The organism is Paenibacillus sp. SYP-B3998 (assembly GCF_010820665.1).
Taxonomy (GTDB): Bacteria; Bacillota; Bacilli; order Paenibacillales; family NBRC-103111; genus Paenibacillus_E.
Genome location: NZ_JAAIKC010000001.1, coordinates 426826 through 448257, shown reverse-complemented (window position 1 = coordinate 448257; position 21432 = coordinate 426826). Strand labels below are relative to the sequence as shown.

Genomic DNA, 21432 nt, shown 5'->3' with positions numbered 1-21432 from the left:
GAGTAGAGAGAGGAGCAAGTACAATTATGTCATACACGTGGAAAATATACATGCTGGCTATCATCAGTTTTCTCGTCGGAACGTCGGAATTCATTATCGCAGGAATACTAGATAAGGTTGCGCTCGACATTGGCGTTTCTGTATCTGCAGCCGGTCAATTAATTACGGTATTTTCGCTAGCTTACGCATTTGGCACCCCTTTCCTTATGGCTATGACGGCCCGCGTGGAACGACGCAAGTTAATGCTTTACGCTTTGGGCGTGTTCATTATTGGAAATGCGATTGCCCTAGCACTGCCTGGATTTGAATCCCTTATCGCCTCACGAATCATCTTAGCTCTAAGCTCTGGCGTATTCGTGGTTACCTCATTAACCGTAGCTTCTAATATGGCTCCGCCCGAAAAGCAAGGGAGCGCTATTGCCACGCTCGTTATGGGTTTCAGCACTGCATTGATTGTTGGTGTGCCTCTGGGAAGAGTCATTGCTTCCGTCTACGATTGGAAGGCAATTTTTGGAGGCATCGGGTTATTGGGTCTGTTCGCCATGCTCATCGTAGCCTTCGTCATTCCACGAACAGAAGGCGAAGAGCCAGTACCTCTTCGCAAACAATTGGGGCTGTTAAAAGAACGCCGAATCGCTCTGGCCTTATCCGTAACCTTCTTCTGGATTGCGGGCTACTCCATCGCATACACCTATATTTCCCCGTTCCTCCTTACCGTTACAGGTATGAGTGAAAAGACGGTAAGCGCAGGATTATTTGCTTTCGGTATCGCCAGCTTAATCGGTTCCAAGCTCGGCGGCTTTAGTACGGACAAATGGGGAGCTCCCCGCACGCTAATCGGTGGCATGCTTCTGCACACCGCGTCGCTCTTACTCCTATCGTTCGCGGCTAGTTCCCCTGTGCTCGTGTTCCCACTGCTCATGCTATGGGCATTCTCTGCCTGGTCAACTGGCCCTACGCAGCAGTATCATTTAATATCGCTCGCCCCGAAAGCCTCGGGCATTATGCTTAGCCTTAACAGCTCTGTTTTGCAGCTCGCAATGGCTGCCGGGGCTGGTATTGGAGGCATTGTCGTGGAACAAACCTCGCTGACCTCCATTAGCTGGATCGGCGCCGCGGGAGTCGCCATCGCAGTAGGAACTGCCGCCGCATCCTTCAGTTTATCCCGTTCGAAGTCCTCGAAGTCCGGCTTAACGCTGAAAGAACGGAAATTACAGAAAGTAGAAGCTTAATCGAGACTTCAATCCTATTCCCTAACCCCCCCCCCGTTTTCTTTGAAAAATACGAAAAAAACGCTCATGAGATGTGGATATGTCCATCATCCTTCTCATGAGCGTTTTTTCTCGTATTTAATAGCCTTGCGCAGCGTTCGCGAGTCGCCTTATCCCTTCTCGCAATTCATCTTCATTCACAAAGGAATAGCTCAAACGCATCCTTGACCGTATTTCGTTCAACGGATCACAAATTATGCCGGGAACGAAGGAAACCGATTGTTGGAAACAGTCTTGTAAGAATGCTTCAACCGGAAACTTGTCGGGCAGTTGGAGCCACAAGCTAAGCCCACCTTGAGGAGTCGTCCATTCCCAGCCGGTGGCTTTCAGTCCTTCCTCCATAATGTCTCTTCTTATTTGCAAAGCGATGCGCAATTTAGCCAAATGCTTCTGCAGCCGTTCTGATTCGAAGTAATGCAGAAAAATTTTCTGATTAACTAGCGGTGTTCCGTTATCAGCCAGTGATTTAGCCGTAATAAGAGGCTGGATAACCGAGCTCCGGCCGATGACCGCGCATACCCGTAGACCAGGCGCCACATACTTGCTAAAGCTGCGAAGATGCACAACCCACCCCTCTGTATCGTAGGTGAACAAAGGTTGGGGAGGTAGCTGGTCAAAATACATGTCATGAAAGGCATCATCTTCAATCAACAAGCATCGATATCTTTCTGCCAACTCGACGAGCTGCTTGCGTTGCGAGGAGGGAACCGTATACCCTGTTGGATTATGAAAGGTTGGGTTCATATAGAAAAACCGCGGTCGATGCTGCTTCATCAGGTCTTCGACCTTCTCCAAATCATAGCCGTCCGGGCGAATATCCACAGGAAGGAAGCGAGCACCCTGTTGACGAAAAATATCAATTGCCGCACTATATGTAGGCCGTTCTACCAAGATAGCGTCCAGCGGTCTAATAAACACACGCGCCAAAAGATCAATCGCTTGCTGCGCTCCCGTCGTAATCACGAGTTCATTTGCCGTTAATTGAACACGATGATGTCGGACCATATATTGGCAAAGAACCTCTCGCAGCTCCTCATCCCCTTGTGCGGTCGAATAAGTGCCCATTAATTTCGGATAGATGTTGAATACTTTTTTCACATATTCGGAAAGGAACAGATTCGGAAGTAAATTCGGATCGATCAACGCTTGAGAAAACTGATACCTGACAGGCACCTGTTGAATTTCCGACAAATTGTTTTTCAAATGCCCGGAGGATTGAATGGGCTGACTCTCCATGGGCTCGTATGTGAGTTGATTTAGATTGCGTGAGCACACGTAATAGCCTGATTTCTCTTTTACATAAGCTTTCCCGTTCTGTTTCAACAGTTGATACGCCTTGAATACCGTTAGCCGGTTAATCCCCAACTCTTGAGCAAGCACTCGAATGGAAGGCAGCTTGTCATCCACCTTCCATTCTTCCCGTTCAATCCGGGTGACTATATAATCATAAACTTGTTTGAATAACATAGGTGCCACCCTCCTCTTTAGTATGATTGTACACCATTTCCGGCTAAACTGTTCTATTCACCTACATCTGTTCTATTGCGTTCCCTGTATGATAGTTAACAAAGGGGGCGTGCCACGATGATCATTTTCAATTACTTACTCATATGTCTAATATTTGGCACAACCTTTCTGGCTATCAAAATTGGTGTGGATGCCGCTTCTCCACCTTTTTTCTCGGCGGGCATTCGTTTTTTTGTTGCAGGCTTGCTGCTGTTCCTTTGGATGGTTTGGAGGAAAAAAGCTAGTTTTACGCTGCTGCTTCGCAAAGAAATGCTGTTTACAGGAATCGGTCTCACGTTCGGTACGTTTTCAACGCTGTATTGGGCCGAACAATACGTTTCATCCGGTATCGCAGCCGTATTATCGGCTACAGGTCCACTCATGATTCTTCTCCTCCAGCTTGTCGTGCTGCGCCAGAAACCATCAGCGCGTGCAGCAATTGGCTGCCTCGTAGGCTTCACAGGCGTCATTCTCCTTCTGCTGCCAAGCCTTACCCTTTCCGCAAGCGGTTGGTGGGTGCTCGGAAGCATGGCGATCTTGTTCGGCGAGTTTTTCTATGCTTCGGGGGCCCTTTACTCCAAACGGGTCATTCAACAATTCCCAAAAGCCTCGCCCATTGCACTAAACGCGGCTCAAATGCTGTATGGCGGCCTGCTTTTGTTAGTGCTTTCAGCTAGCACCGAGCACGTACAGATCAATAGTTTGCTGACACCAAGTGCGATTGGTTCGCTATTTTACTTAATTGTCATTGGCTCCATGGTCGGGCACAGCCTTTTCTATTGGCTTGTCGCCAAAACGAACCCTGTCTTTCCTGCAACATGGCTCTACATCTCTCCACTTATCGCCCTTACAATTGGCGTGCTGTTCTACGGAGAGAGCATGACTTGGGTAACGATGATTGGGGTGATTACGATAATCGTAGGAACTGTTATTGCCAATCTAGACGGCTTACTTTCATTAGTTGAAAAACGAAAAAACCGCAGTGAAAAGCTGCGGGAATTACGCTCCTAACCTTTACGTTTTTCTTGAATGTAATATGCACAACTAGTATTTACGGAGCTGCGCATGCAAAAAAACCACCGTGTTTATTTGAGACCGCTGAAAAACAGGAAAGTTTCTCAGCAGTCTCATTTATTTACGGTGGTTTTTTGGGGTGAAGCTAACTTTCAGCAAACCCGCTTACTGATACTGTTACTCTGTTACGACGATAACAGTATGGGTGTCGTTGTCCCAGGTCACTTTCGCACCAAGTGCTTCTGCGATAAATCGAACCGGAACCATCTTATCTTCATTCACCAACTGCGCCTTCTGCTCCAGCGCTACAACATTATCGTCAACCGTTGCTGTCTCGGCATCGATTGTGAGAACGATCTTCTTATCCCCTTTGGTTATGGTGATTGACTTCTTGTCGTCGTTCCATGTTGCGATTGCGCCCAGTGTATCGAATACACCGCTAGTCGGCAAGAGAACATTGCCGTTTAGATTGACTGGCGCTTGTTTGAAGCTCTGTTCTTTTCCATTTACGGTAACTTTTAAAGACGATTCTTTTTCTAGTTCGGCAACGAGCTTCTCAAATTCGTTCAATGTTCCTTCAAACACTTTCATGGCTTCTTCGATTGGCTTCGGCGAGGACATATCTACGCCCGCGGCCTTCAGCACATCAATCGGCGACGCCGAGTTACCGGCGGACAGGAAGTTGTCACGAATGCGATCAACCGCAGGCTGACCCTCCGTCAGCACTTGATTCGCCAATGCAGCCGAGGCTGCGAATGAGGTCGCATATTGATACACGTAGTAGCCGTAGTAAAAGTGCGGAATTCTTGACCATTCCATCGCAATTTCATCATCTGACACGATGGTTGGGCCATAATATTTTTTATTGATGTCTAAATATAGCTTCTTCAATGTTTCCGCATTAAGCGATTCACCCTTCTGCGCTGTCTCATGGATCGCACGTTCGAACTCAGCGAATTGGGTTTGGCGGAACATGGTGGTTCGGAAATTTTCCAGGTACTGATTGAGCAAGTAAAGCTTCTCTTGCTTAGATTTCGCATTTGCATACATGGACTTGAACATAAGCGTTTCATTCATGGTTGAAGCTACTTCCGCTGTGAAGATCGGATAATTCGAGTTTACGTAATTCTGCTTACTGTTCGTATAGTAAGACTGCATTGCATGTCCGAGTTCATGCGCGATCGTACTCACAGAATCATACGTGCCCTCATAGTTAAGCAGCACATAAGGATGGGTATCGAAGGCTCCCCATTGGTAGGCGCCACTTCGCTTGTCGTCCGTTGGATAGACGTCGACCCATCCCTTGTCGAATGCGCCCTTAAGGACATTCACATAAGCCTCGCCCATTGGTTTCAGGCCGTCGAGAACCATTTTCTTGCCTTCTTCATAAGGGATATAACGTTCTTGGTATTCGACAACAGGCGTGTAAATATCATACATATGTAATTGGTCGACACCGAGCAGTTTCTTCTTTACATCCATATAACGATGCAGCAGAGGCAAATTACGGTCTACGGTATCAACCAGCTCGTCGTATACTTTGGTTGGAACGTTATTCGGTGTCAAAGCGCTATCCAACGCAGAGCCGTACTTGTGTAAATTCGCGTTAATATTATTCGCTTGTACTTCACCGCCTAGCGTTTTGGAGAAGGTGTCCTGATACTTCTCAAGCGTGCCGTAGTATGCCTCGAAAGCTGACTTACGGACATCGCGGTTCTTGCTTTCCATATAAGTAATGAAGTTTGAACGGCTCAATTGAACATCTTTGCCATTCTCGTCTTTGATCGTCGGAAATTTGATATCCTTCGTCAACATCTTAAACGTGTCTTCTGGATTAAGAGAAAGTGGAGCTGTTTTTGCCAGCGCTTCTTCCATTTCCTTAGAAAGGATATGTGTCTTCGTACGAACCTTGTCTTCAACAAAAATTTTGTAAGCCTTCAGTTCCTGCGAGCTCAATAGCGTCTTTAATTGGTCGTCCGATATGGCATTGAGTTCTACAGTGAACCAAGCCAATTTGGAACCAATGTCGGTACTAAGTGCATCTGCGCCATCCGAAAGCGTCTGCATATTCGCATCACTGCTATTTACATCGAAGCGTAGATGCCCGTACACATAAGCTTTATCAAAAATACGATTCAGCTCGGTGTAATCATCAAGTGCTGCTTTCAGTTCGGCAGATGAAGACCCAAGCTTATTCTGATGCTTGGAGGTAAATGTTGCTGCCAGGTCGCGTACTTTTTTTACATCCGCCTCCCATGCCGCCTTATCCACATAGATATCATCCGTTTTCCATTTGTATGTGGACGGTATGTCTGCGCGAGTTGTATAAGACGGTTTTGTCTCCGTTGCCTGATCAACAGCTGCGAGTACCGTCTCCGTGCTTAACGGAATGAACGGTGTGGACAACGCAGTCACTGCAATTGCGACAGTTGTGACAGAATTCAGCCATTTCTTTTTCATTTACCCAATCTCCTCTCATACTTCAAAGAATTAGACTTGTAAGTGCTTTCAAACAAAACTATCATACAATAATATCTACGAAACGACTAGTATAAAAATACATAAATCCCTCTATAAACCAGAAAATAAATTTACCATGCCGCTTAAACCCATATACCAAGCAGGTTGCGGACAGCAGCATCCCTCAGCGCTATCTCATTTTTTCAGCACAAAAAAAGAGACTTCCTGTTTACACAGTAGTCTCCGATATCATCTCTTCGCCAATTGATTGTCCGCACTGGTCGATCATCGTAAAGGATAGTCGAATCGTTCAATCTCTGTTCTTGCAAAATTGAACAGAATCTTCCCAGGTCATCGCTATACGTATGATATCTTCTTCAACAAGTTCGCTCCCAATTTGGATTTCAATAAATTCGAGCGCTGTAGTAGCTTTCATTCCGTGTTTGGCGCCACATGGGATCTCGAGAACGCTTCCTGTCTGAATACAGTACAAATGATCGTCCATAATAAACTCTCCAGATCCAGATAGGATGGTCCAGATTTCTTTTCTCCTCTGATGCTTATGATAACTTATGTTTTTTCCTGGGAGCAGCATCATCTTCTTAACGATTGCTTCCGTTTCCGCTATGGAATGATCCAATACCCGATAATTACCCCATCTTTTTTCTTCGTACATAGGTATTTGGCGCGTGTAACTAAGCCTTTCTTTAATTTGATCAGAATTATTTTTATTTGCGACAAGAATACCATCAGGACTTGCAGCTACAATAATATTAGATACGTTAATAACCTGGATGGGATAAGAAAGCTCATTAACAAGATGTGTGTTAACCGATTCTTTTGATATTTGACCTATCCCGATCACGTTACTTTCAAAATGGTTTGTTAATGTGCTCCAGCTCCCTAGGTCCCACCAAGTTCCGCTATAAGGAATGACCACAGCATGGCTTATTTTTTCTACAACTTCATGATCAAAGCTGATCTCAGGAAGCTTTTCATAATGAAGTTGCCAGTCCTCGTATCGTGTGGGTAGCCCCTTGTCCGTTAAATTAGCAAGCATGAACGCTAAAGAAAAAGCGAAAATACCGCAGTTCCATAAAGCATTCCTATCTATCAAAAGCTTTGCATTCTCTTCATCTGGTTTTTCCACGAACTGGCTTACGGATAAATAACCATGCTTATTATCAATTGGCGGGATCGGCACAATATAACCATATTGGCTGGAAGGATGCTTTGGAGAAGTTCCCAGAAGTGCGAGATCGGCTTGAGAGTGAGAAAGAACAGGAGGAAACTTGTGAAGCAGTTGGAAAAATGCGGTTTCGACATAAGTATCGACCGGAAGAATACAGATCGTTTCGTTCAGATCTGCATGCTTCACTGAATGAAAATAACTAGCAGCTAAAGCGATTGCTGTAAATGTACCCTTTTTATGGGATTCACTAATTATAGGAACTCTGTCGCCCACATGGTTTTGTATGATTTCTACTTGACTTTTATGGGTTACGATGCAAGTGGATTGAAGCAGTCCTACCTCATCCAATTGCCTGCACACTCTTTGAATCATGGATTCCATTACACCGTCATCCGATTTTAAAACTTTAAGAAATGCTTTAGATCTAATCTCATTAGAAAGCGGCCAAAGCCTTTTCCCAGAACCGCCAGACAACAGAACGATACGCAAGATATATCCCTCCCTTAGACGAGCTGAGTATCATCCCTATTTTTTTGACCTAATCACTTTTTCTACAGCTTGTTTGAAGGACAAGCCAGCCCTACCCCAGGTTAGCTTCAATATATCCTTTCTGCCTTGAAGTCCCTTTTTCTTACATAAACGGGGGTTCTGATAAGCCAATCTCATGAGCCTTCTTAAACTGCCCAGGTTTGGCTCTGCCCATCGCTGGCCTTTTTCAGCAAACAAATTGCGAAATTTACGCGAAATCGCGTGTTTACTATTCATGCTACTTACAGGATTTTGTAATTGATAGGGAATTAGAAAAGAATTTTTATGAGTTAGGAAGTCCATATGTCCCCCCCATCCCGTAGTGATGACAGGGATACCGCTTGCCAATGATTCAAGGAATGGTAATCCGACTCCCTCCCCACGAGTAGGAAGAACAAATACGTTGCCTAGCGTATAAAGCCCTTTAAGCTCTTTAGAAGTTAGATAATGGCTAATAACCAAGACAGGAGCCGTTTTTTTACGAATTCCTAATCGTTCTTTGTACCGTCGTATGGTAGTCTTAATCCATTTTTCATTTTCGTGAGCCGCGTATCCATTCGTCTTGATGACCAAAAGCACATTATCAGCAGGTGAAAATTCCTCCCAGTAGGCCCTCAATAAAGCCTCGGGATTTTTCCGATGCTGGAAACCAAATATAGAAACAAAGATAAACTTGCCCTTTGCGCCGCGTAAGGGAAAACTCTTATTGTTGGGCGTGTACATCTTTGTGTCTACACCGTGGGGGACTAGGAATATTGGAACCTTGACGCCGCTATTTCTCAGTGCCTGTTTGTTTTGATTCGAGGGTACGCACACGGCATCAAATTTATTCATATATGGCACCCAGCGATTAGGTATCCGGCTCGTTTCCCAAACGGTATTCAGAATGATCGAGTTAAACGATGCTCGATCCTTCTTAAAGTTGATCGTTTTAGGAAGCTGATGATATATTAATACTCTCCGCTTTTTTATTTTCCCTTCACGCAAGTTTTTTTTCATCGCACTACCTACCTGTATGCTTACACCGTGCCTTTTTAAGGCCCTAACATACGATCTACTCGCAATGCCAAGACCAGACGCTTTTTGTACAGGGCCCTTCCAAACGACTTCATAATTTGTCATGGGCGCCCCACCTGTAATTTCCTTACATAGTCTTTACGTTTATGGAAAGAGATGGACCTGTACTTTTTCGATAACAGGGCCACTTGTGATTTCGAAATTTGTGTAACATTCATGTGTAACCCCTTATTCAAAGCTTGCTTTAGAATAAGCTTGCTAGGAACAGCCGCATGGATAAAATTCCCATAGGTCTCGAATTCTGAAAAAGCGAACTGCTTCGATTTGTTCATATTTCGCAAGATCGCCAAATACCAGCGTGTGCCATGCTTGGACTCTATTGCCCTTTTCAGCTGTACAAGCTTCGACTTCTCAAACAGCATGTAATGGGTAACGAAAGATAAGGACGAGGAAGGCTTTCTCCCCAAGAGCTTTTTATACGTTTTAAAATATTCATCTTGACTCCAGTTGCGGCAATAAAACACCGTCTTTTGAGCCGATCTGAAAGTATGCGGACGAATCAACACTGTATCCGCATCAATAACCAAATAAAAGTTAGAAGAGCAGATGGAATCGCCGCTAAGCTTTAAAAATTGTTGGAAAAGCCACCCTGATCGATCCCATGTCTTTGACCGATAGTTGATGTCTTTTTTTGTAAGGGGAAGAACCTTATCTTCATCGACGAATTTACATCCTTTTCTTCTGCATATCTCTATCATTTTCTTTCTTTTTGGGGCAACTATGAGGATTTCTCCAATTGGATGCTTGACATATTTTCTTACCGCATCAATGACGAAAGGCAGTGTCCCTAAATCCTTCTCGATCGCAGGGATTAAAATATCTATTTTTGTTGTGCTGCTTAACTGGACGTTTGGGGAAAGTGACATATTTTCAACTCCATTTAACAAGTATTTGGATTATCATATGTCAATGCCAACCAAAAGGAATGGGTCATTGCAAGCAGTAAAACGTCTAAAAAGCCGCCTATAGCGGCCAGAGCATGTGTATGAAATGGACTCAAAGAGCAGTTGGTTGTATAACGGAGCATTCAGCTATCAAATAACGCGTTTGCATAAAAACAGGCTTTCTTAAGCCTGCACTTGCCCTGCCGCACTACTACGTTTCGAAATACGAATCGCCATTACAGCAGCAAACAAACACACGAAACCTGCCGTGACAAATGGAATTGTATAATCGCCTAGCAAATCCCTCATAAGTCCTGCCCCGTAGGCAGCCGTGGAAGCGCCTATTTGATGAGCAACAACAACCCATCCAAAGATCATGCCAGCCTTTTCTTTACCAAATTCATTCGACGCCAGTTTGACGGTAGGCGGTACCGTAGCAATCCAATCAAGACCATAGAAGATAGAGAAAATCAAGAGCGCCATTGGACTCGCATCAAGTGCATACGGTAAGAAAAGTAAGGAAAGGCCACGAAGCCCATAATACCAGAAGAGCAGCTTACGGCGTTCGTTGAAAATAAAGTTTTAGACTGGAGTTGTTGATCCCACGCGGGTTTTAGAATTACAAAATCGGCAGCCTTCGTAAAATAAGTTTTAGACTGACCCCAATAAAAGAAACAGCGGCAGCCTTGGACGAGAAAATAAAGTCCTAGACTACCACTGTTTTATTGAGCTATCGGTAACAATAGGTAAGCATTTGATGTCATCTCCAGCTTTTCCCCTGCTCCACACCGGACGTGCCAGTTTCCCGGCATCCGGCGTTCCCTCTAACTGAATTTACTAAATCATAAGTTCCTCGTTACTCAAGGATATTGACGGTTTGTCATCCTAGTAGCTTGCACTGTGGCATCCATTGATGTCCCCACGTTCCTACCTGATCGGTGCAATTCACGCTTGGAAAACAATTTTTCTTTTCAGTTAGACTTGGGGCTGTTCCTCCACTCCCATTACAGAAGATTCATCAGTCATGCCCCTGCCCTCACAAGGATTAATCCTGAATTACGAAAGTAAAATCTCCTAAACATAGTAAAAAAGTGCCCGATCCCTTGGTATAATGGAGTTTGCGAAGACCACATTATCCCAAGAGAGGAGCACCCTTTAGGTGAAGTCTATCACATCTACAACTAAAATCAAGACCGAATTTTCTCTCCAAAACGCAACCTCCAACGGAGGAATAAAGATTTTTCTGGACTACCTAGAAAAAATTAAATTCCCTCAGGCCCTAGCTGATCTCCATTGCAGCAAACATTGGAACGCTATGTTTCCAGTTTGCCGAATTCTACTGTATCTCATTGTAGGCTGGATGCTCGGTTGCCAGCGGCTCTTTCATTTTCGCAAACTGCAAAATGATTCATTAATCCAGCGATTGCTAGGAGGGCGTTGTCCTCATCACACCCTTCTGAATAAAGGGTTGAAACGGCTCAGTAAAACCAACCCTTCCTTATACCAAATCTAAAGAAACTTAATCAACAAATCATTGCGCCGAGCTTACCAACTGAAATGATTCTCGATTTAGACTCAACGGTTGAGACTGTATACGGAAATCAGGAAGGGGCTGCTGTTGGGGCCAATTCACATAAGCCAGGACGAAAAAGTCTGCATCCTCTTCTGGCCTTTGAAGGTCAATCCCGTTTGTGTTTAAATGCAGTTCTTCGCGCAGGCAACGTACATTCCTCTCGCGATGCAGGAAACTTCGTGCAAGAAACCTTAGACTTACTTGGTGAACGAATAGTCAAATATGCTCGATTTGACAAAGGTTTTGGAGGTGAAGAATTCTATAGTCTCTGGGAACTTCGAAAGATCGGCTATGTCGGGAAGATGAAGTGGACTAAGCGCTTGCAAGCCGAAGTCAAGCAATGCCGTTATTGGAAACGGTTTGTAGATGAAGAATGGATCATCGAAGGCATAACTCTCATCTACCAAGCAACCTCATGGGATAAGCCAAGACGCATCATTATTATTCGTAAAGCGCAGCAGTTCTATGGCGATCAGACTCAAATGATACTGGAATCAGATTGGCAATTTGAAGCCATCGTAACGAATCTGGACTGGGAGCCGATTGATATTTGGCGCTTTTATAACCAACGTTGTTGCATGGAAAACCACATCAAGGAAGTCAAATATGGATTTGCAATCGATCGCATTGTTACCGATGATTTTACAGCCAACGAAATCGACATGCATACCAAGTTGTTGGCGTACAACCTGTACGAACGGTTTAAAAAGGATTGTTGCGAACCGATTCAGCAAGGATATACCATTGCTCGATTTCGCTTGGAATTCTTCCAGTGCGCTGGTGTCATGGTTCAGCACAGTCGTAGAATTGTGCTGAAACTTGCAAATGACTTTTTTAATCGGCATTCATGGCAACGAATCGCCAATAAGGTAGTCTTACTGGAATGAAATTTTCAAACAACATAACATGGAAATTGAGTAGACCGCTCTAATGGGGAGGGGGAAAGTCTGCCCTGAGAAGGAATAATCCCTGAATTCCATCATCTAAATCACCATTGTTACCACCGATTTCCTAAACAGCTTCTAGGATACTCCTAGCTAAAACGGACTTTCGTAATTCAGGTTAATATGTAAAAATAGCTCATAGACTGGGATAACGTTACCAATTTCCGATATTACAAGTTGGCACTTGGTAACAGGTTCGCCGGAAATGCTCCATGATAAATTTTGATTCTATCATATATTAAAATCATATATTGCCAATATATAGAAATATAAGTTATACTATAAATGATAAATAACCCACTAAATGGAATAAGAGATATTTATATGAAAAAAATCGTATCAACCATCGCCGCAACCGCATTGCTTTTAGTATCTCTTGTGCCTTCTGCTTTTGCAACATCAGAAAATTCAGATCTGCAGCTTGAAATTGAACCCGGTATCAAAATCGTAAAGCACAAGGATGGCCGTATAGTTCCGATTCCTAATGTATCAAAATTGACAGAAGTCCAAGTTGATAAAATTTTACGAGAAATGAATGTTCAGAATTCAGATCTTAAAGATTTCCCCCTCGAATTCAAGCAGAATTTAGTTTCCCGCGGTGGAGTCAAGGTAGAGTTAAACTCAGAGAAGAAACAAATTTATAGAGATAGAGAAGGTAACCAGCATATTGTTACGCCTGAAAATAAAGAAGACATTGATCGTATACGTAAAAATGATGAGAAAAATTTAAAATTAGATCGACCTGTTTCTGTTTTGAGCATGGGATCTGTTTCAGATGGTATATTCAGCGCAAAAGCATATCTCTTTTATCTCGGAACCACAACAAATGGGGCAGAGTATAAATATGACTACTATACGTCTTACAACTGGAATGGTCCCCCTAATTTCAATTATGAAGATTCTGTAGGACAAGCATGGCAGTCTCATACTACCAGAGTAACCACTAACGGAGCGCACAATTATCAGAATAACTGCTTAAATCCTTCTACACAGCAGATTCCTTATGATCCAAATGACGATATAAAGCTTTCAATTGGTGGAAGCCAATCGAAGTTTGAACTTTATGGATCTGTATGCAAACAATGGGGAGCACTCCATGATGAAGTGCGAATACCAGTTGGTAATAAAAGCCAAACAGGTACCTTCATTTCTTCTTATGCTCATCCTTACTCTAGCGCTGTAGTGAGGGCTGCGTTAAACTACCTTTCAATTTCCTGGGATGATTTCATAGGAGATGAATATAATTGGGTAAACACTTTCACCATTGGAAGTTCTTCATAGAAATTCACGGGTGCTACGACTAAATTGAAAGAGAAAACCCAGTGCTCAGTCCAGCACTGGGTTTTCTCTTTATTTAAATTACTTTGCCTTGCCCATACTGGCCGGCATTTCTGGAAAATAAATCATTAAAGAAGAATAAGTTAACTTTGCTTACAATTGAAAATACAAAAAGGGAATGAGCCGCTTAACAGAAAAAAATAAATTTTGCATATGCACTGTCATTAGGACCTCAACTTTTTTGTAATTCATCAAGCTTAATAATAAAAGGTTTTCTTAAAACATTTTGGTGGTAGACTACAAAATACTTCCCCCCCTCCTTTACTAAGTGTTGCATATCCGAGGGAACCCTAATAGTTTGAATAACTCCATCTTCGAAACTAACCGTTATAGAATCCTCCATCTTCTTCGTTACCGTTCCAACAGCAGCTACTCTAGATAATGCAAAAAAATAATAAAACAACATTGACACTATAAGAACTGATACAATTACAGCTAACCATGAGATTGTCGCTCTTATTCTCATTTACATTCACCTCACAATGCCATGATAATTACAGGGTGTATATGTCTAATAATAGTAATATACTTATATATTAACAAATAAGATTGAACATGTCTCTTAAATTTCTAATTTTCTGTAACCCATACTCCAGGTGGTTGTGTATTAGAACACTTCGTTAAAAGCGGCTGCGCGAGTCGCTTTTACTGCATATCCCTGTGTCATAATTGACGAGGAAGCTAAGAAGCAATACGTTTATAAGTTGATCTTCCATAAGAAAATAAATACCAGTAAAATCAAGCCGGATTATCCAGCTTGTTTGAATAAATTTTCGCTTAGCTTACGTTTTCCGCGTTTTGTTGGCGGTACCCCTAATAGGTCTGGTAGTCCCTATGGCATATTCAAAAAATGATAAACAAAAAAAGGTGGAAACCAAGCCCCCACCTCAAACTTACATAACATCATCATAACGACTAGACAGCCTTCTAATGCAACTGCATTGATCAAGCAATCATCTCAAAAAAGCCGTAGTCCTAACACAAACTTCCACCACGCTCTACTGCCCGTTAGCTTAATGACGCATCGCCAGTCTACAACTTTATTTTCACGATCTAATACTTTATTTTCACTAAACATACGGCTGTCGAACCGATCTGACAACCATCCCGAAAGTGTATTGCCAACGAGATCAAAAGCCCCATTAAAGCAAGTAATCCTGCCGCCATCACTTCTGGAATACCATGATCGCCACATGCTGGAATCAGATGCGTACCAATTAAACCATTTGTCGAAAAACCACAGAAAAAAAAGTTCCAGCAAGCAACCAGAACGTTTTATTTTTTAGTGCAGCACGAAGGGTGCGTATCGGCGTGAGAAATACACTTCCCTTGAACGTCTCGGGTTTGACAAGTTCAACCGTACCATAAGGAGAGGCACCAACCTCATACGGATTATTTCGAATCCAAATAGCCACTAGGACAAACACGACAACGATGACTGCTACGGCTGTATAAATCGAAGTTCTCCAGCCCGCCTCAACCGTTATTTTGGCTAACAGAGGCAAGAACAATAATTGACCTGTGGCGGCACTTGCTGTTAACAGCCCAACGACGAGACCTCTGCGCTTTACGAACCATTGATTACTGACCGCTACGCCGAGCACATTAGCCATCATCCCCGTCCCAAGTCCGGCAACAAGTCCCCACAATAGCTCAAACTGCCACAAAGACTTCATTTGAGGTGTAAGAAGGAGCCCAACTGCTAACACGGCAAGAGACACAAGCATACCTCTTCGGATACCGAATTTGGCCAACAAAGCGGCGGCAAAAGGACCCGTTAATCCATATAATAAGATCCCCATCGATATGACACCCGAGATGCTTCCGCGATTCCAGCCAAATTCCTTCTCAAACGGAAGCATGAAAATGCTCGGCATGGAACGAATACCCGCCGATACGAGCAAGGTAACAAAAGTAAGAAAAACAACCACCCAACCATAAAAACTTTCGATGACTTCAAACTTGAGTTCATTTGCTCTTCACTCCGTTCTATTTTTAAATAACTATAACTAGTACATACAATATTAAACTAAAAAAACTTATTTTTCTAGAAGATTACTTGCTTTTTCACGAACGACATCCCCGTCATATTTCAACCACATGCTGATCAAATATACCGATAAAATTTCAGAAAAACATTACATTTTTCGCCTTGAACGTGAAAGCAACGAGAAAAAGCTAAGTCCAGGTGGTAGTATCCACGGGACTTAGCTTTTTCCAATGATTCATTGCCTCACATAGAACGGTGAGTGGCAATCAATGCTTCTTCCACAATCAAAGGTACGACTTCACCTTTATTCACATCAATCAAACCGAAATCCGTAATTTTCAATGCAGGACTGACCGGTAAAGAATGCGTGCTAATGGACATGATCGGATTATAATGACGGTAGCCTAACGATTCCATGGCTTTGCGCAGCTGCTCTACTTCTTTGGCAAGTTGCTCAAGCGGCGCTTCTGTCAAAATCCCGCCAACCGGCAAGTGAAGACTAGCGATGACTTTACCATTCTCAACGACGCTAAATCCCCCTTGCTTGGCTATCACTTCATTAGCCGCAATCCGCATATCTTCAGGATTGTGCCCTACGACAAGCAAGTTATGATTATCATGCGAATAGGTTGTTGCCACTGCGCCTCGCTTGATCGTATCTCCGCCGATCAGACCATAGGCGCGATTGCCATTTTTCCCGTAACGTTCGAATGTTGCAATAAGTCCATGGCTGCTTTGCTGCCAGTTCAGCTTGCCTTGCTGCACTTCAACGTCCACATGCTGCTCTTCCGTAAACGTTGACCCATCCTTGACCATCATCGCGCGACAAGGATAACGGCCATCCGCAGCTTCTGTGCTCACTGTGAAATCCGCTTCAGTTAGCAGCGGCATGCTGACGCTTTTATAATAGTGTGCCGGAAAAGCCGGAGCGCTTGTTTTAGCGGTGTAGCCCTCCGCTTTATCGTAAACCTTACGACCCTGCTTGAAAACTTGGTCGATGGCCAACTGCTCCAGATTCGAAATCAGCTGAAAATCGGCAATTTTGCCCGGCGCAATCACGCCGCGATCATACATCCGCATCCTTTTGGCTGGAGAAAGCGTACTGGCATAAATGGCATGCTCAGGCGCCATCCCCATCTCGATCGCTTTGCGAACAATGTGATTCAAGTGACCGCGAAGTTCGAAGGAATCGGCCATAACATCATCCGTTACAAAACAAAAATGCTCGGAGACGTCCTGCTCAATTAAATACGCCATGACTTCTGGCGTCATCGACTTCTCTTGGATTTCGATAAACATGCCAGCTGCAATCCGCGCTTCCATGCCTTCAATCGTTTGATGCGTATGATCAGAATCCACACCGCTATAGATCATTCGATGCAAATCCAAATCCAGCAGCTTCGGCACATGCCCTTCGATAATTAAGTGAGGGTACTGACCGCGGATGTGGGTTAAGATGTGATTCGTCTTGCAATCTGGATTCGTGATGACATCCACGAAATTCATAATCTCACCTAAACAAATGATTCTTTCCGTCCGCAGAAGCTCATCTAAATCCTCAATTTCAATCGAGCCTCCCGATGTTTCCATCGAAGTTGCTGGAACCGAACTAGGCAATGCGTAGAACATGTCGGCAACGCAATCCCGACTTGCTTTGATCATTTCCTTCACACCGTCAATTCCGAACACATTGGCCATCTCATGGGGCTCCGGCACAATCGTAGTAACACCGTTACGAATGAGACCGTAGGAAAAAGTCTCTGGCGTGACCATCGTACTTTCAATATGCAGATGAATATCAATAAGACCAGGAATTAAATACCGTCCTTTTCCGTCCAATTGTTCCGCTGGTTCGAAGCTCTCCGTTCCCCGCTTACCGATATATAGAAACTTCCCGTCCAAGATCGCTGCGTTGCCTTGGATGAATTTTTTAAAATAGCTGTTATAAATCTGTACATTCTGTATCAGTAAATCCACATGCATCATCTTCGCCTCCAAGTCCACTACTCAACTAGAACTAATTTCTCACTAGGAAATAGAAGCCGGACTTCTTGACCGCCAAGGTAAGGATGTTCCATTTCTTTATTCACAGTGAAGTCACCCAGCTCTGTCTCGACGACATATTGATAGCTTCTCCCGAGGAAAGTGCTCACTTTGACGCGGCCTGTCAATCGATTCGGCCCCTCCTGGATGTCCTCTGTCAATCCGATAAGGACATCATCCGGACGTATAGCCCCTTGCTTCCCAAGCTGCTCACCCTTATTGGGATGCTTCGTTACGGTAAAGGTATAGTCCTTTACTTTCAGTCCGATCTCTTCGTCGCCTTCTCGTCTTTCATCGAACGTAATAAAGTTAGTAAACCCAATAAAGCGTGCAACGAACTCGGTCTTCGGATATTTAAAGATCGCAGCAGGTGCGCCTAACTGCTCGATGATCCCTTTGTTCATGATGGCAACTTGATCTGAAATAGAGAAACATTCTTCCTGATCATGCGATACGTAAACGGTAGTGATGCCCAGCTCCTGCTGAATGCGACGGATTTCGACACGCATGTTGATGCGCAGATTCGCGTCCAAATTACTTAGCGGTTCGTCAAAGAGCAGCAGCTCTGGTTCAATCACAAGTGCGCGGGCAATGGCCACCCGCTGTCTTTGCCCCCCGGAAAGCTCCTTAGGAAAGCGCTTTTCAAAGCCGGATAAGCTGACGATATCCAAAATATTGCGAACACGCCGATCCATTTCCGTTCCATTCACTTTCCGAAGTCGCAGACCGAAGGCCACATTATCGTAAATGGATAAGTGCGGGAACAAAGCGTAGCTCTGGAACACGAATCCGAAGTTCCTTTTGTTAACAGGAATGCGCGTATAATCCTTCCCGTTTAATGAGAATTTCCCCGCCTTCGCCTCTATGAACCCCGCGATAAGCCGTAAGGTCGTAGTTTTCCCGCATCCACTTGGTCCAAGCAGCGAGATCAGACTTCCTTTTTCAACGCTCAGGTTGAAGTCCTGCAGGATATAGTTCTGGTCATAGGCAACCGATATATTTTCCAGTGATAGCAATGCCATGGATGAAAGCCTCCGTTATCGTTTGGTGAAGTAGGATAATCCCATCAACCGTTCAATAATAAACATAAGTACCGCAGTGAAGATCATTAGCAACACCGAAATCGCGGCGATCGTAGGGTCAAAATGGTTTTCAACGTACGTCAACATCTGAATAGGCAGCGTGCTGACCCCAGGCCCCGTCATGAAGACCGAGATGTCGACATTGTTAAATGATTCCAGAAACGCAATGAGAACAGCGGCGATAATACCGGACTTGATATTAGGTAATACGACTTTAAAAAAAGTTTTCAGATGACCAGCGCCAAGGCTCAACGCTGCTTCCTCAACCGCAAAATCGAAATTGGACAAGCTCGATGCTACGACACGGATAATAAATGGCAGCATGATCACAGTATGACCCATCAGCAGCGCTGCATAAATCGGCAGGTGATAGGCAACGATCAGGTACTTAAGCATCGTAAAACCAAGCACGATTCCAGGAATGAGCACAGGGGAAATAAAAATTGCGTTTAGCGCCGTTTTCCCCTTGAACTCGAACCGGCTCAACGCATAAGCGGCTGGGATGCCAAGCAGCAGCGCAAACAAATTACCGATCAAAGATACAATAATCGAAGTGTTGAAGGTGGTTAGGAACATCTTGACTTCCAGAATGTTTCGGTACCATTTCAACGAAAATCCTGTCGGCGGGAATTTCAATATACTCCCAGGTTCAAAGGAAGCAAAAGCTATAATAACGAGCGGCCCGAGTAAAAATACATAGACCAGAAGTGTAAATAAGGCCAGGCCTCGATTCTTCTCCTTCATACGTCTACCCCTTCGGATTTAATTTAGTAGCCAGTTTGTTCATAAGCGCGATGACTAAGAACGTAATCACGATCATAATGACGGCAATGACAGAGGCGAGATACCAATCGTTCAGTGTAATCGCATTCTGATAAAGGAATGTAGAGATAACCCGCTGCTTGCCTCCAAGCAGCGCTGGTGTTGTATAAGCCGTCAAACTTCCGACAAATACCAGAATACTGCCTATAATTAATCCAGGTACGCTAAGCGGCACAATCACCTTAATGAAAGCTGTAAATCGGTTGGCTCCTAGGCTCTCTGCTGCTTTGATCAAATCTGGATCTATGTTCTCAAGAACACCAACCAACGTAATAATGATGAGCGGCAGAAATAAATGAATCAGACCAATCATCATGGCCGTAGGTGTATATAAAAGATCTAATGGCTCTTTAATAAGACCGATGGCAATCAAGGCATTGTTGAGAAGCCCTTTTTTGCCCAAAATAATCATCCAACTGAACGACCTAACGACCGAGCTTGTAAGCAGGGGGAAAATCGCTAGCGCTAGTAGAATGGCCTTCTGTCTGGGACTTTGTTTGGAGATAAAGTATGCTACCGGAAAGCCAAGTAAGATGCAGAGAAGCGTCGTTACCAAGCTGACTCGCAGCGTCGTCCACAATATTTTGAGAAAATACGGATCTTTAAAAAAATTCAAGTAGCCCCCGAACGTAAATGTCCCTTTATCGAAAAAGGTTGAACCTATCGTAAGAAGAATCGGAACTACCATGAAAACCATAAGGAACAGCAGTCCTGGTAGCAATAGTAAAGATAAGTACGTTTTTTTCATGCAGCTTTACTCCTGTTCCTTGGTTCGCTAGGCACGCAGCGCGTGGATAAATAGCTGGAGAAATTCATCGGCTGATACATCGGTACATACATGAACATTCGCTTCCTTTAACAAGCGGTTCTGAAAATCACAAACCGTTTGTCCATCGCATAATTCACTCTTGGTTTCTACATCAACAAAATAAGGATGCGTAGTAACGAGTTGCTTATTCAAAGCTACTCCAACAGCTAGTGGATCATGAAGCGCACAAGCGCGAACACCGTTGCGTTCGTAATAACGCTGCATGTAATCTGCCGTACTTTCCTTTATATAGCGGCTTAGGGGAGAGTCCCCGAGTGCCTGAATATGTTCATCTGTGAGCAGCGCCTTACGAGTTACATCCAACCCTACGAGTGTTAAAGCGGGAAAGCCAGCCTGAAAAACGATCTTGGCAGCTTCCGGATCGACGTACATGTTATACTCCGCCGTAGGGGTCACATTGCCAAACCCCTGAACTACGCCTCCCATCACAATCACTTCCTTGACCTGGTGAACCAGATCGGGATGCTTCATAACCGCTAAAGCGAGATTCGTTAACGGCGCGGTCATGATCAAAGTAACATCGCCGTCATGTTGCCTTACTTGATCTACAAGAAAATCCGCTGCATGCCCGTGAGCCGGCAGCACATCGACCTGCATATCTTGTAAAGCACCGCCAAGTCCATCGCTGCCATGAACACGATGCTCAAAATGAGCGGCTCGCATCAAAGGTTTATTGGCCCCTCTAACGACCGGAATCTCATGTTCCATCCCTAATAGCTTAAGAATCTTGCACGTATTCTGTGTCGCTTGGTCCAGTGAAACATTCCCGTTCACCGTCGTAATCCCAAGTATATCCAACTCCCCACTGCGAATGGCAAGCAGGATAGCAAGCGCATCGTCTACCCCTGTATCCACATCCAAGATAACCTTCTTTTTCAT

17 protein-coding genes and 1 pseudogene are annotated in these 21432 nt (G+C 44.1%); 4 read left to right on the top strand and 14 right to left on the bottom strand.

All coding sequences use genetic code 11. The annotated features are described in order from the left end of the window. Positions 1-26: 26 nt before the first annotated feature. On the top strand, positions 27-1232 hold the full coding sequence (locus tag GK047_RS01970; protein WP_163940553.1) for an MFS transporter: 1206 nt from the start codon (positions 27-29) through the stop codon (positions 1230-1232). Positions 1233-1349: 117 nt separating this feature from the next. On the opposite strand, the gene GK047_RS01965 is transcribed toward GK047_RS01970, so the two are convergent. Next, positions 1350-2738 carry an aminotransferase-like domain-containing protein gene (locus GK047_RS01965; protein WP_163940551.1) on the bottom strand — a complete coding sequence of 463 codons (1389 nt, stop codon included), beginning with the start codon at positions 2736-2738 and terminating at the stop codon, positions 1350-1352. 117 nt (positions 2739-2855) lie between these two features. Between GK047_RS01965 and GK047_RS01960 the strand changes: the two genes are divergently transcribed. Then, entirely contained in the window at positions 2856-3788 is a 933-nt protein-coding gene (locus GK047_RS01960) for a DMT family transporter (RefSeq protein ID WP_163940549.1), read from the top strand. Between the two features lie 180 nt (positions 3789-3968). Here GK047_RS01960 and pepF read toward each other — a convergent pair whose 3' ends face one another. From pepF to GK047_RS01935, 5 genes are all read right to left on the bottom strand, one after another. After that, complete coding sequence (gene pepF / locus GK047_RS01955) at positions 3969-6251, bottom strand: oligoendopeptidase F (RefSeq protein ID WP_163940546.1); 2283 nt, start codon at positions 6249-6251, stop codon at positions 3969-3971. A gap of 310 nt (positions 6252-6561) precedes the next feature. Then, positions 6562-7932 (bottom strand): sugar phosphate nucleotidyltransferase, encoded by a 1371-nt coding sequence (locus tag GK047_RS01950; protein WP_163940544.1) that lies wholly within the window; start codon positions 7930-7932, stop codon positions 6562-6564. Between the two features lie 36 nt (positions 7933-7968). Then, entirely contained in the window at positions 7969-9093 is a 1125-nt protein-coding gene (locus GK047_RS01945; RefSeq protein ID WP_163940542.1) for a glycosyltransferase, read from the bottom strand. Then, positions 9090-9914, bottom strand: a complete 825-nt coding sequence (locus tag GK047_RS01940; RefSeq protein ID WP_163940540.1) for a DUF6492 family protein — start codon at positions 9912-9914, stop codon at positions 9090-9092. The genes GK047_RS01945 and GK047_RS01940 overlap by 4 nt, the downstream gene beginning before the upstream one ends. Positions 9915-10115: 201 nt before the next feature. Then, positions 10116-10415 (bottom strand): MFS transporter, encoded by a 300-nt coding sequence (locus GK047_RS01935; protein WP_240343737.1) that lies wholly within the window; start codon positions 10413-10415, stop codon positions 10116-10118. 676 nt (positions 10416-11091) lie between these two features. On the opposite strand from GK047_RS01935, the pseudogene GK047_RS01930 reads away from it, so the two are divergent. Both GK047_RS01930 and GK047_RS01925 read left to right on the top strand, forming a co-directional pair. After that, positions 11092-12392: pseudogene (locus GK047_RS01930) on the top strand (IS1380 family transposase). Between the two features lie 381 nt (positions 12393-12773). Beyond that, on the top strand, positions 12774-13730 hold the full coding sequence (locus tag GK047_RS01925; protein ID WP_163940538.1) for a hypothetical protein: 957 nt from the start codon (positions 12774-12776) through the stop codon (positions 13728-13730). A gap of 229 nt (positions 13731-13959) precedes the next feature. Here GK047_RS01925 and GK047_RS01920 read toward each other — a convergent pair whose 3' ends face one another. The 8 genes from GK047_RS01920 to GK047_RS01890 form a co-directional block, all read right to left on the bottom strand. Continuing rightward, on the bottom strand, positions 13960-14253 hold the full coding sequence (locus tag GK047_RS01920) for a hypothetical protein (RefSeq protein ID WP_163940536.1): 294 nt from the start codon (positions 14251-14253) through the stop codon (positions 13960-13962). 492 nt (positions 14254-14745) lie between these two features. Beyond that, a complete protein-coding gene (locus tag GK047_RS29425; protein WP_240343736.1) occupies positions 14746-14982 on the bottom strand; it encodes a hypothetical protein in 237 nt (78 codons plus the stop codon). Between the two features lie 22 nt (positions 14983-15004). Beyond that, positions 15005-15718: an MFS transporter gene (locus GK047_RS01915; protein ID WP_346010270.1), complete on the bottom strand. Its 714-nt coding sequence runs from the start codon at positions 15716-15718 to the stop codon at positions 15005-15007. 302 nt (positions 15719-16020) lie between these two features. Then, positions 16021-17760 (bottom strand): adenine deaminase, encoded by a 1740-nt coding sequence (locus GK047_RS01910; protein ID WP_163943551.1) that lies wholly within the window; start codon positions 17758-17760, stop codon positions 16021-16023. 20 nt (positions 17761-17780) lie between these two features. Beyond that, positions 17781-18842, bottom strand: a complete 1062-nt coding sequence (locus GK047_RS01905) for an ABC transporter ATP-binding protein (RefSeq protein WP_163940535.1) — start codon at positions 18840-18842, stop codon at positions 17781-17783. A gap of 15 nt (positions 18843-18857) precedes the next feature. Next, on the bottom strand, positions 18858-19646 hold the full coding sequence (locus GK047_RS01900) for an ABC transporter permease (protein WP_163940533.1): 789 nt from the start codon (positions 19644-19646) through the stop codon (positions 18858-18860). A gap of 4 nt (positions 19647-19650) precedes the next feature. After that, a complete protein-coding gene (locus GK047_RS01895) occupies positions 19651-20472 on the bottom strand; it encodes an ABC transporter permease (protein ID WP_163940531.1) in 822 nt (273 codons plus the stop codon). 27 nt (positions 20473-20499) lie between these two features. Further along, entirely contained in the window at positions 20500-21432 is a 933-nt protein-coding gene (locus tag GK047_RS01890) for a nucleoside hydrolase (protein ID WP_163940529.1), read from the bottom strand.

Excerpts from the sequence above, each read along its gene's own strand:
- GK047_RS01970 (WP_163940553.1), top strand. The coding sequence starts at position 27 with ATGTCATACACGTGGAAAATATACATGCTGGCTATCATCAGTTTTCTC.
- GK047_RS01965 (WP_163940551.1), bottom strand. The coding sequence starts at position 2,738 with ATGTTATTCAAACAAGTTTATGATTATATAGTCACCCGGATTGAACGG.
- GK047_RS01960 (WP_163940549.1), top strand. The coding sequence starts at position 2,856 with ATGATCATTTTCAATTACTTACTCATATGTCTAATATTTGGCACAACC.
- pepF (WP_163940546.1), bottom strand. The coding sequence starts at position 6,251 with ATGAAAAAGAAATGGCTGAATTCTGTCACAACTGTCGCAATTGCAGTG.
- GK047_RS01945 (WP_163940542.1), bottom strand. The coding sequence starts at position 9,093 with ATGACAAATTATGAAGTCGTTTGGAAGGGCCCTGTACAAAAAGCGTCT.
- GK047_RS01940 (WP_163940540.1), bottom strand. The coding sequence starts at position 9,914 with ATGTCACTTTCCCCAAACGTCCAGTTAAGCAGCACAACAAAAATAGAT.
- GK047_RS01935 (WP_240343737.1), bottom strand. The coding sequence starts at position 10,415 with ATGGCGCTCTTGATTTTCTCTATCTTCTATGGTCTTGATTGGATTGCT.
- GK047_RS01925 (WP_163940538.1), top strand. The coding sequence starts at position 12,774 with ATGAAAAAAATCGTATCAACCATCGCCGCAACCGCATTGCTTTTAGTA.
- GK047_RS01920 (WP_163940536.1), bottom strand. The coding sequence starts at position 14,253 with ATGAGAATAAGAGCGACAATCTCATGGTTAGCTGTAATTGTATCAGTT.
- GK047_RS29425 (WP_240343736.1), bottom strand. The coding sequence starts at position 14,982 with ATGTGGCGATCATGGTATTCCAGAAGTGATGGCGGCAGGATTACTTGC.
- GK047_RS01910 (WP_163943551.1), bottom strand. The coding sequence starts at position 17,760 with ATGCATGTGGATTTACTGATACAGAATGTACAGATTTATAACAGCTAT.
- GK047_RS01905 (WP_163940535.1), bottom strand. The coding sequence starts at position 18,842 with ATGGCATTGCTATCACTGGAAAATATATCGGTTGCCTATGACCAGAAC.
- GK047_RS01900 (WP_163940533.1), bottom strand. The coding sequence starts at position 19,646 with ATGAAGGAGAAGAATCGAGGCCTGGCCTTATTTACACTTCTGGTCTAT.
- GK047_RS01895 (WP_163940531.1), bottom strand. The coding sequence starts at position 20,472 with ATGAAAAAAACGTACTTATCTTTACTATTGCTACCAGGACTGCTGTTC.
- GK047_RS01890 (WP_163940529.1), bottom strand. The coding sequence starts at position 21,432 with ATGAAAAAGAAGGTTATCTTGGATGTGGATACAGGGGTAGACGATGCG.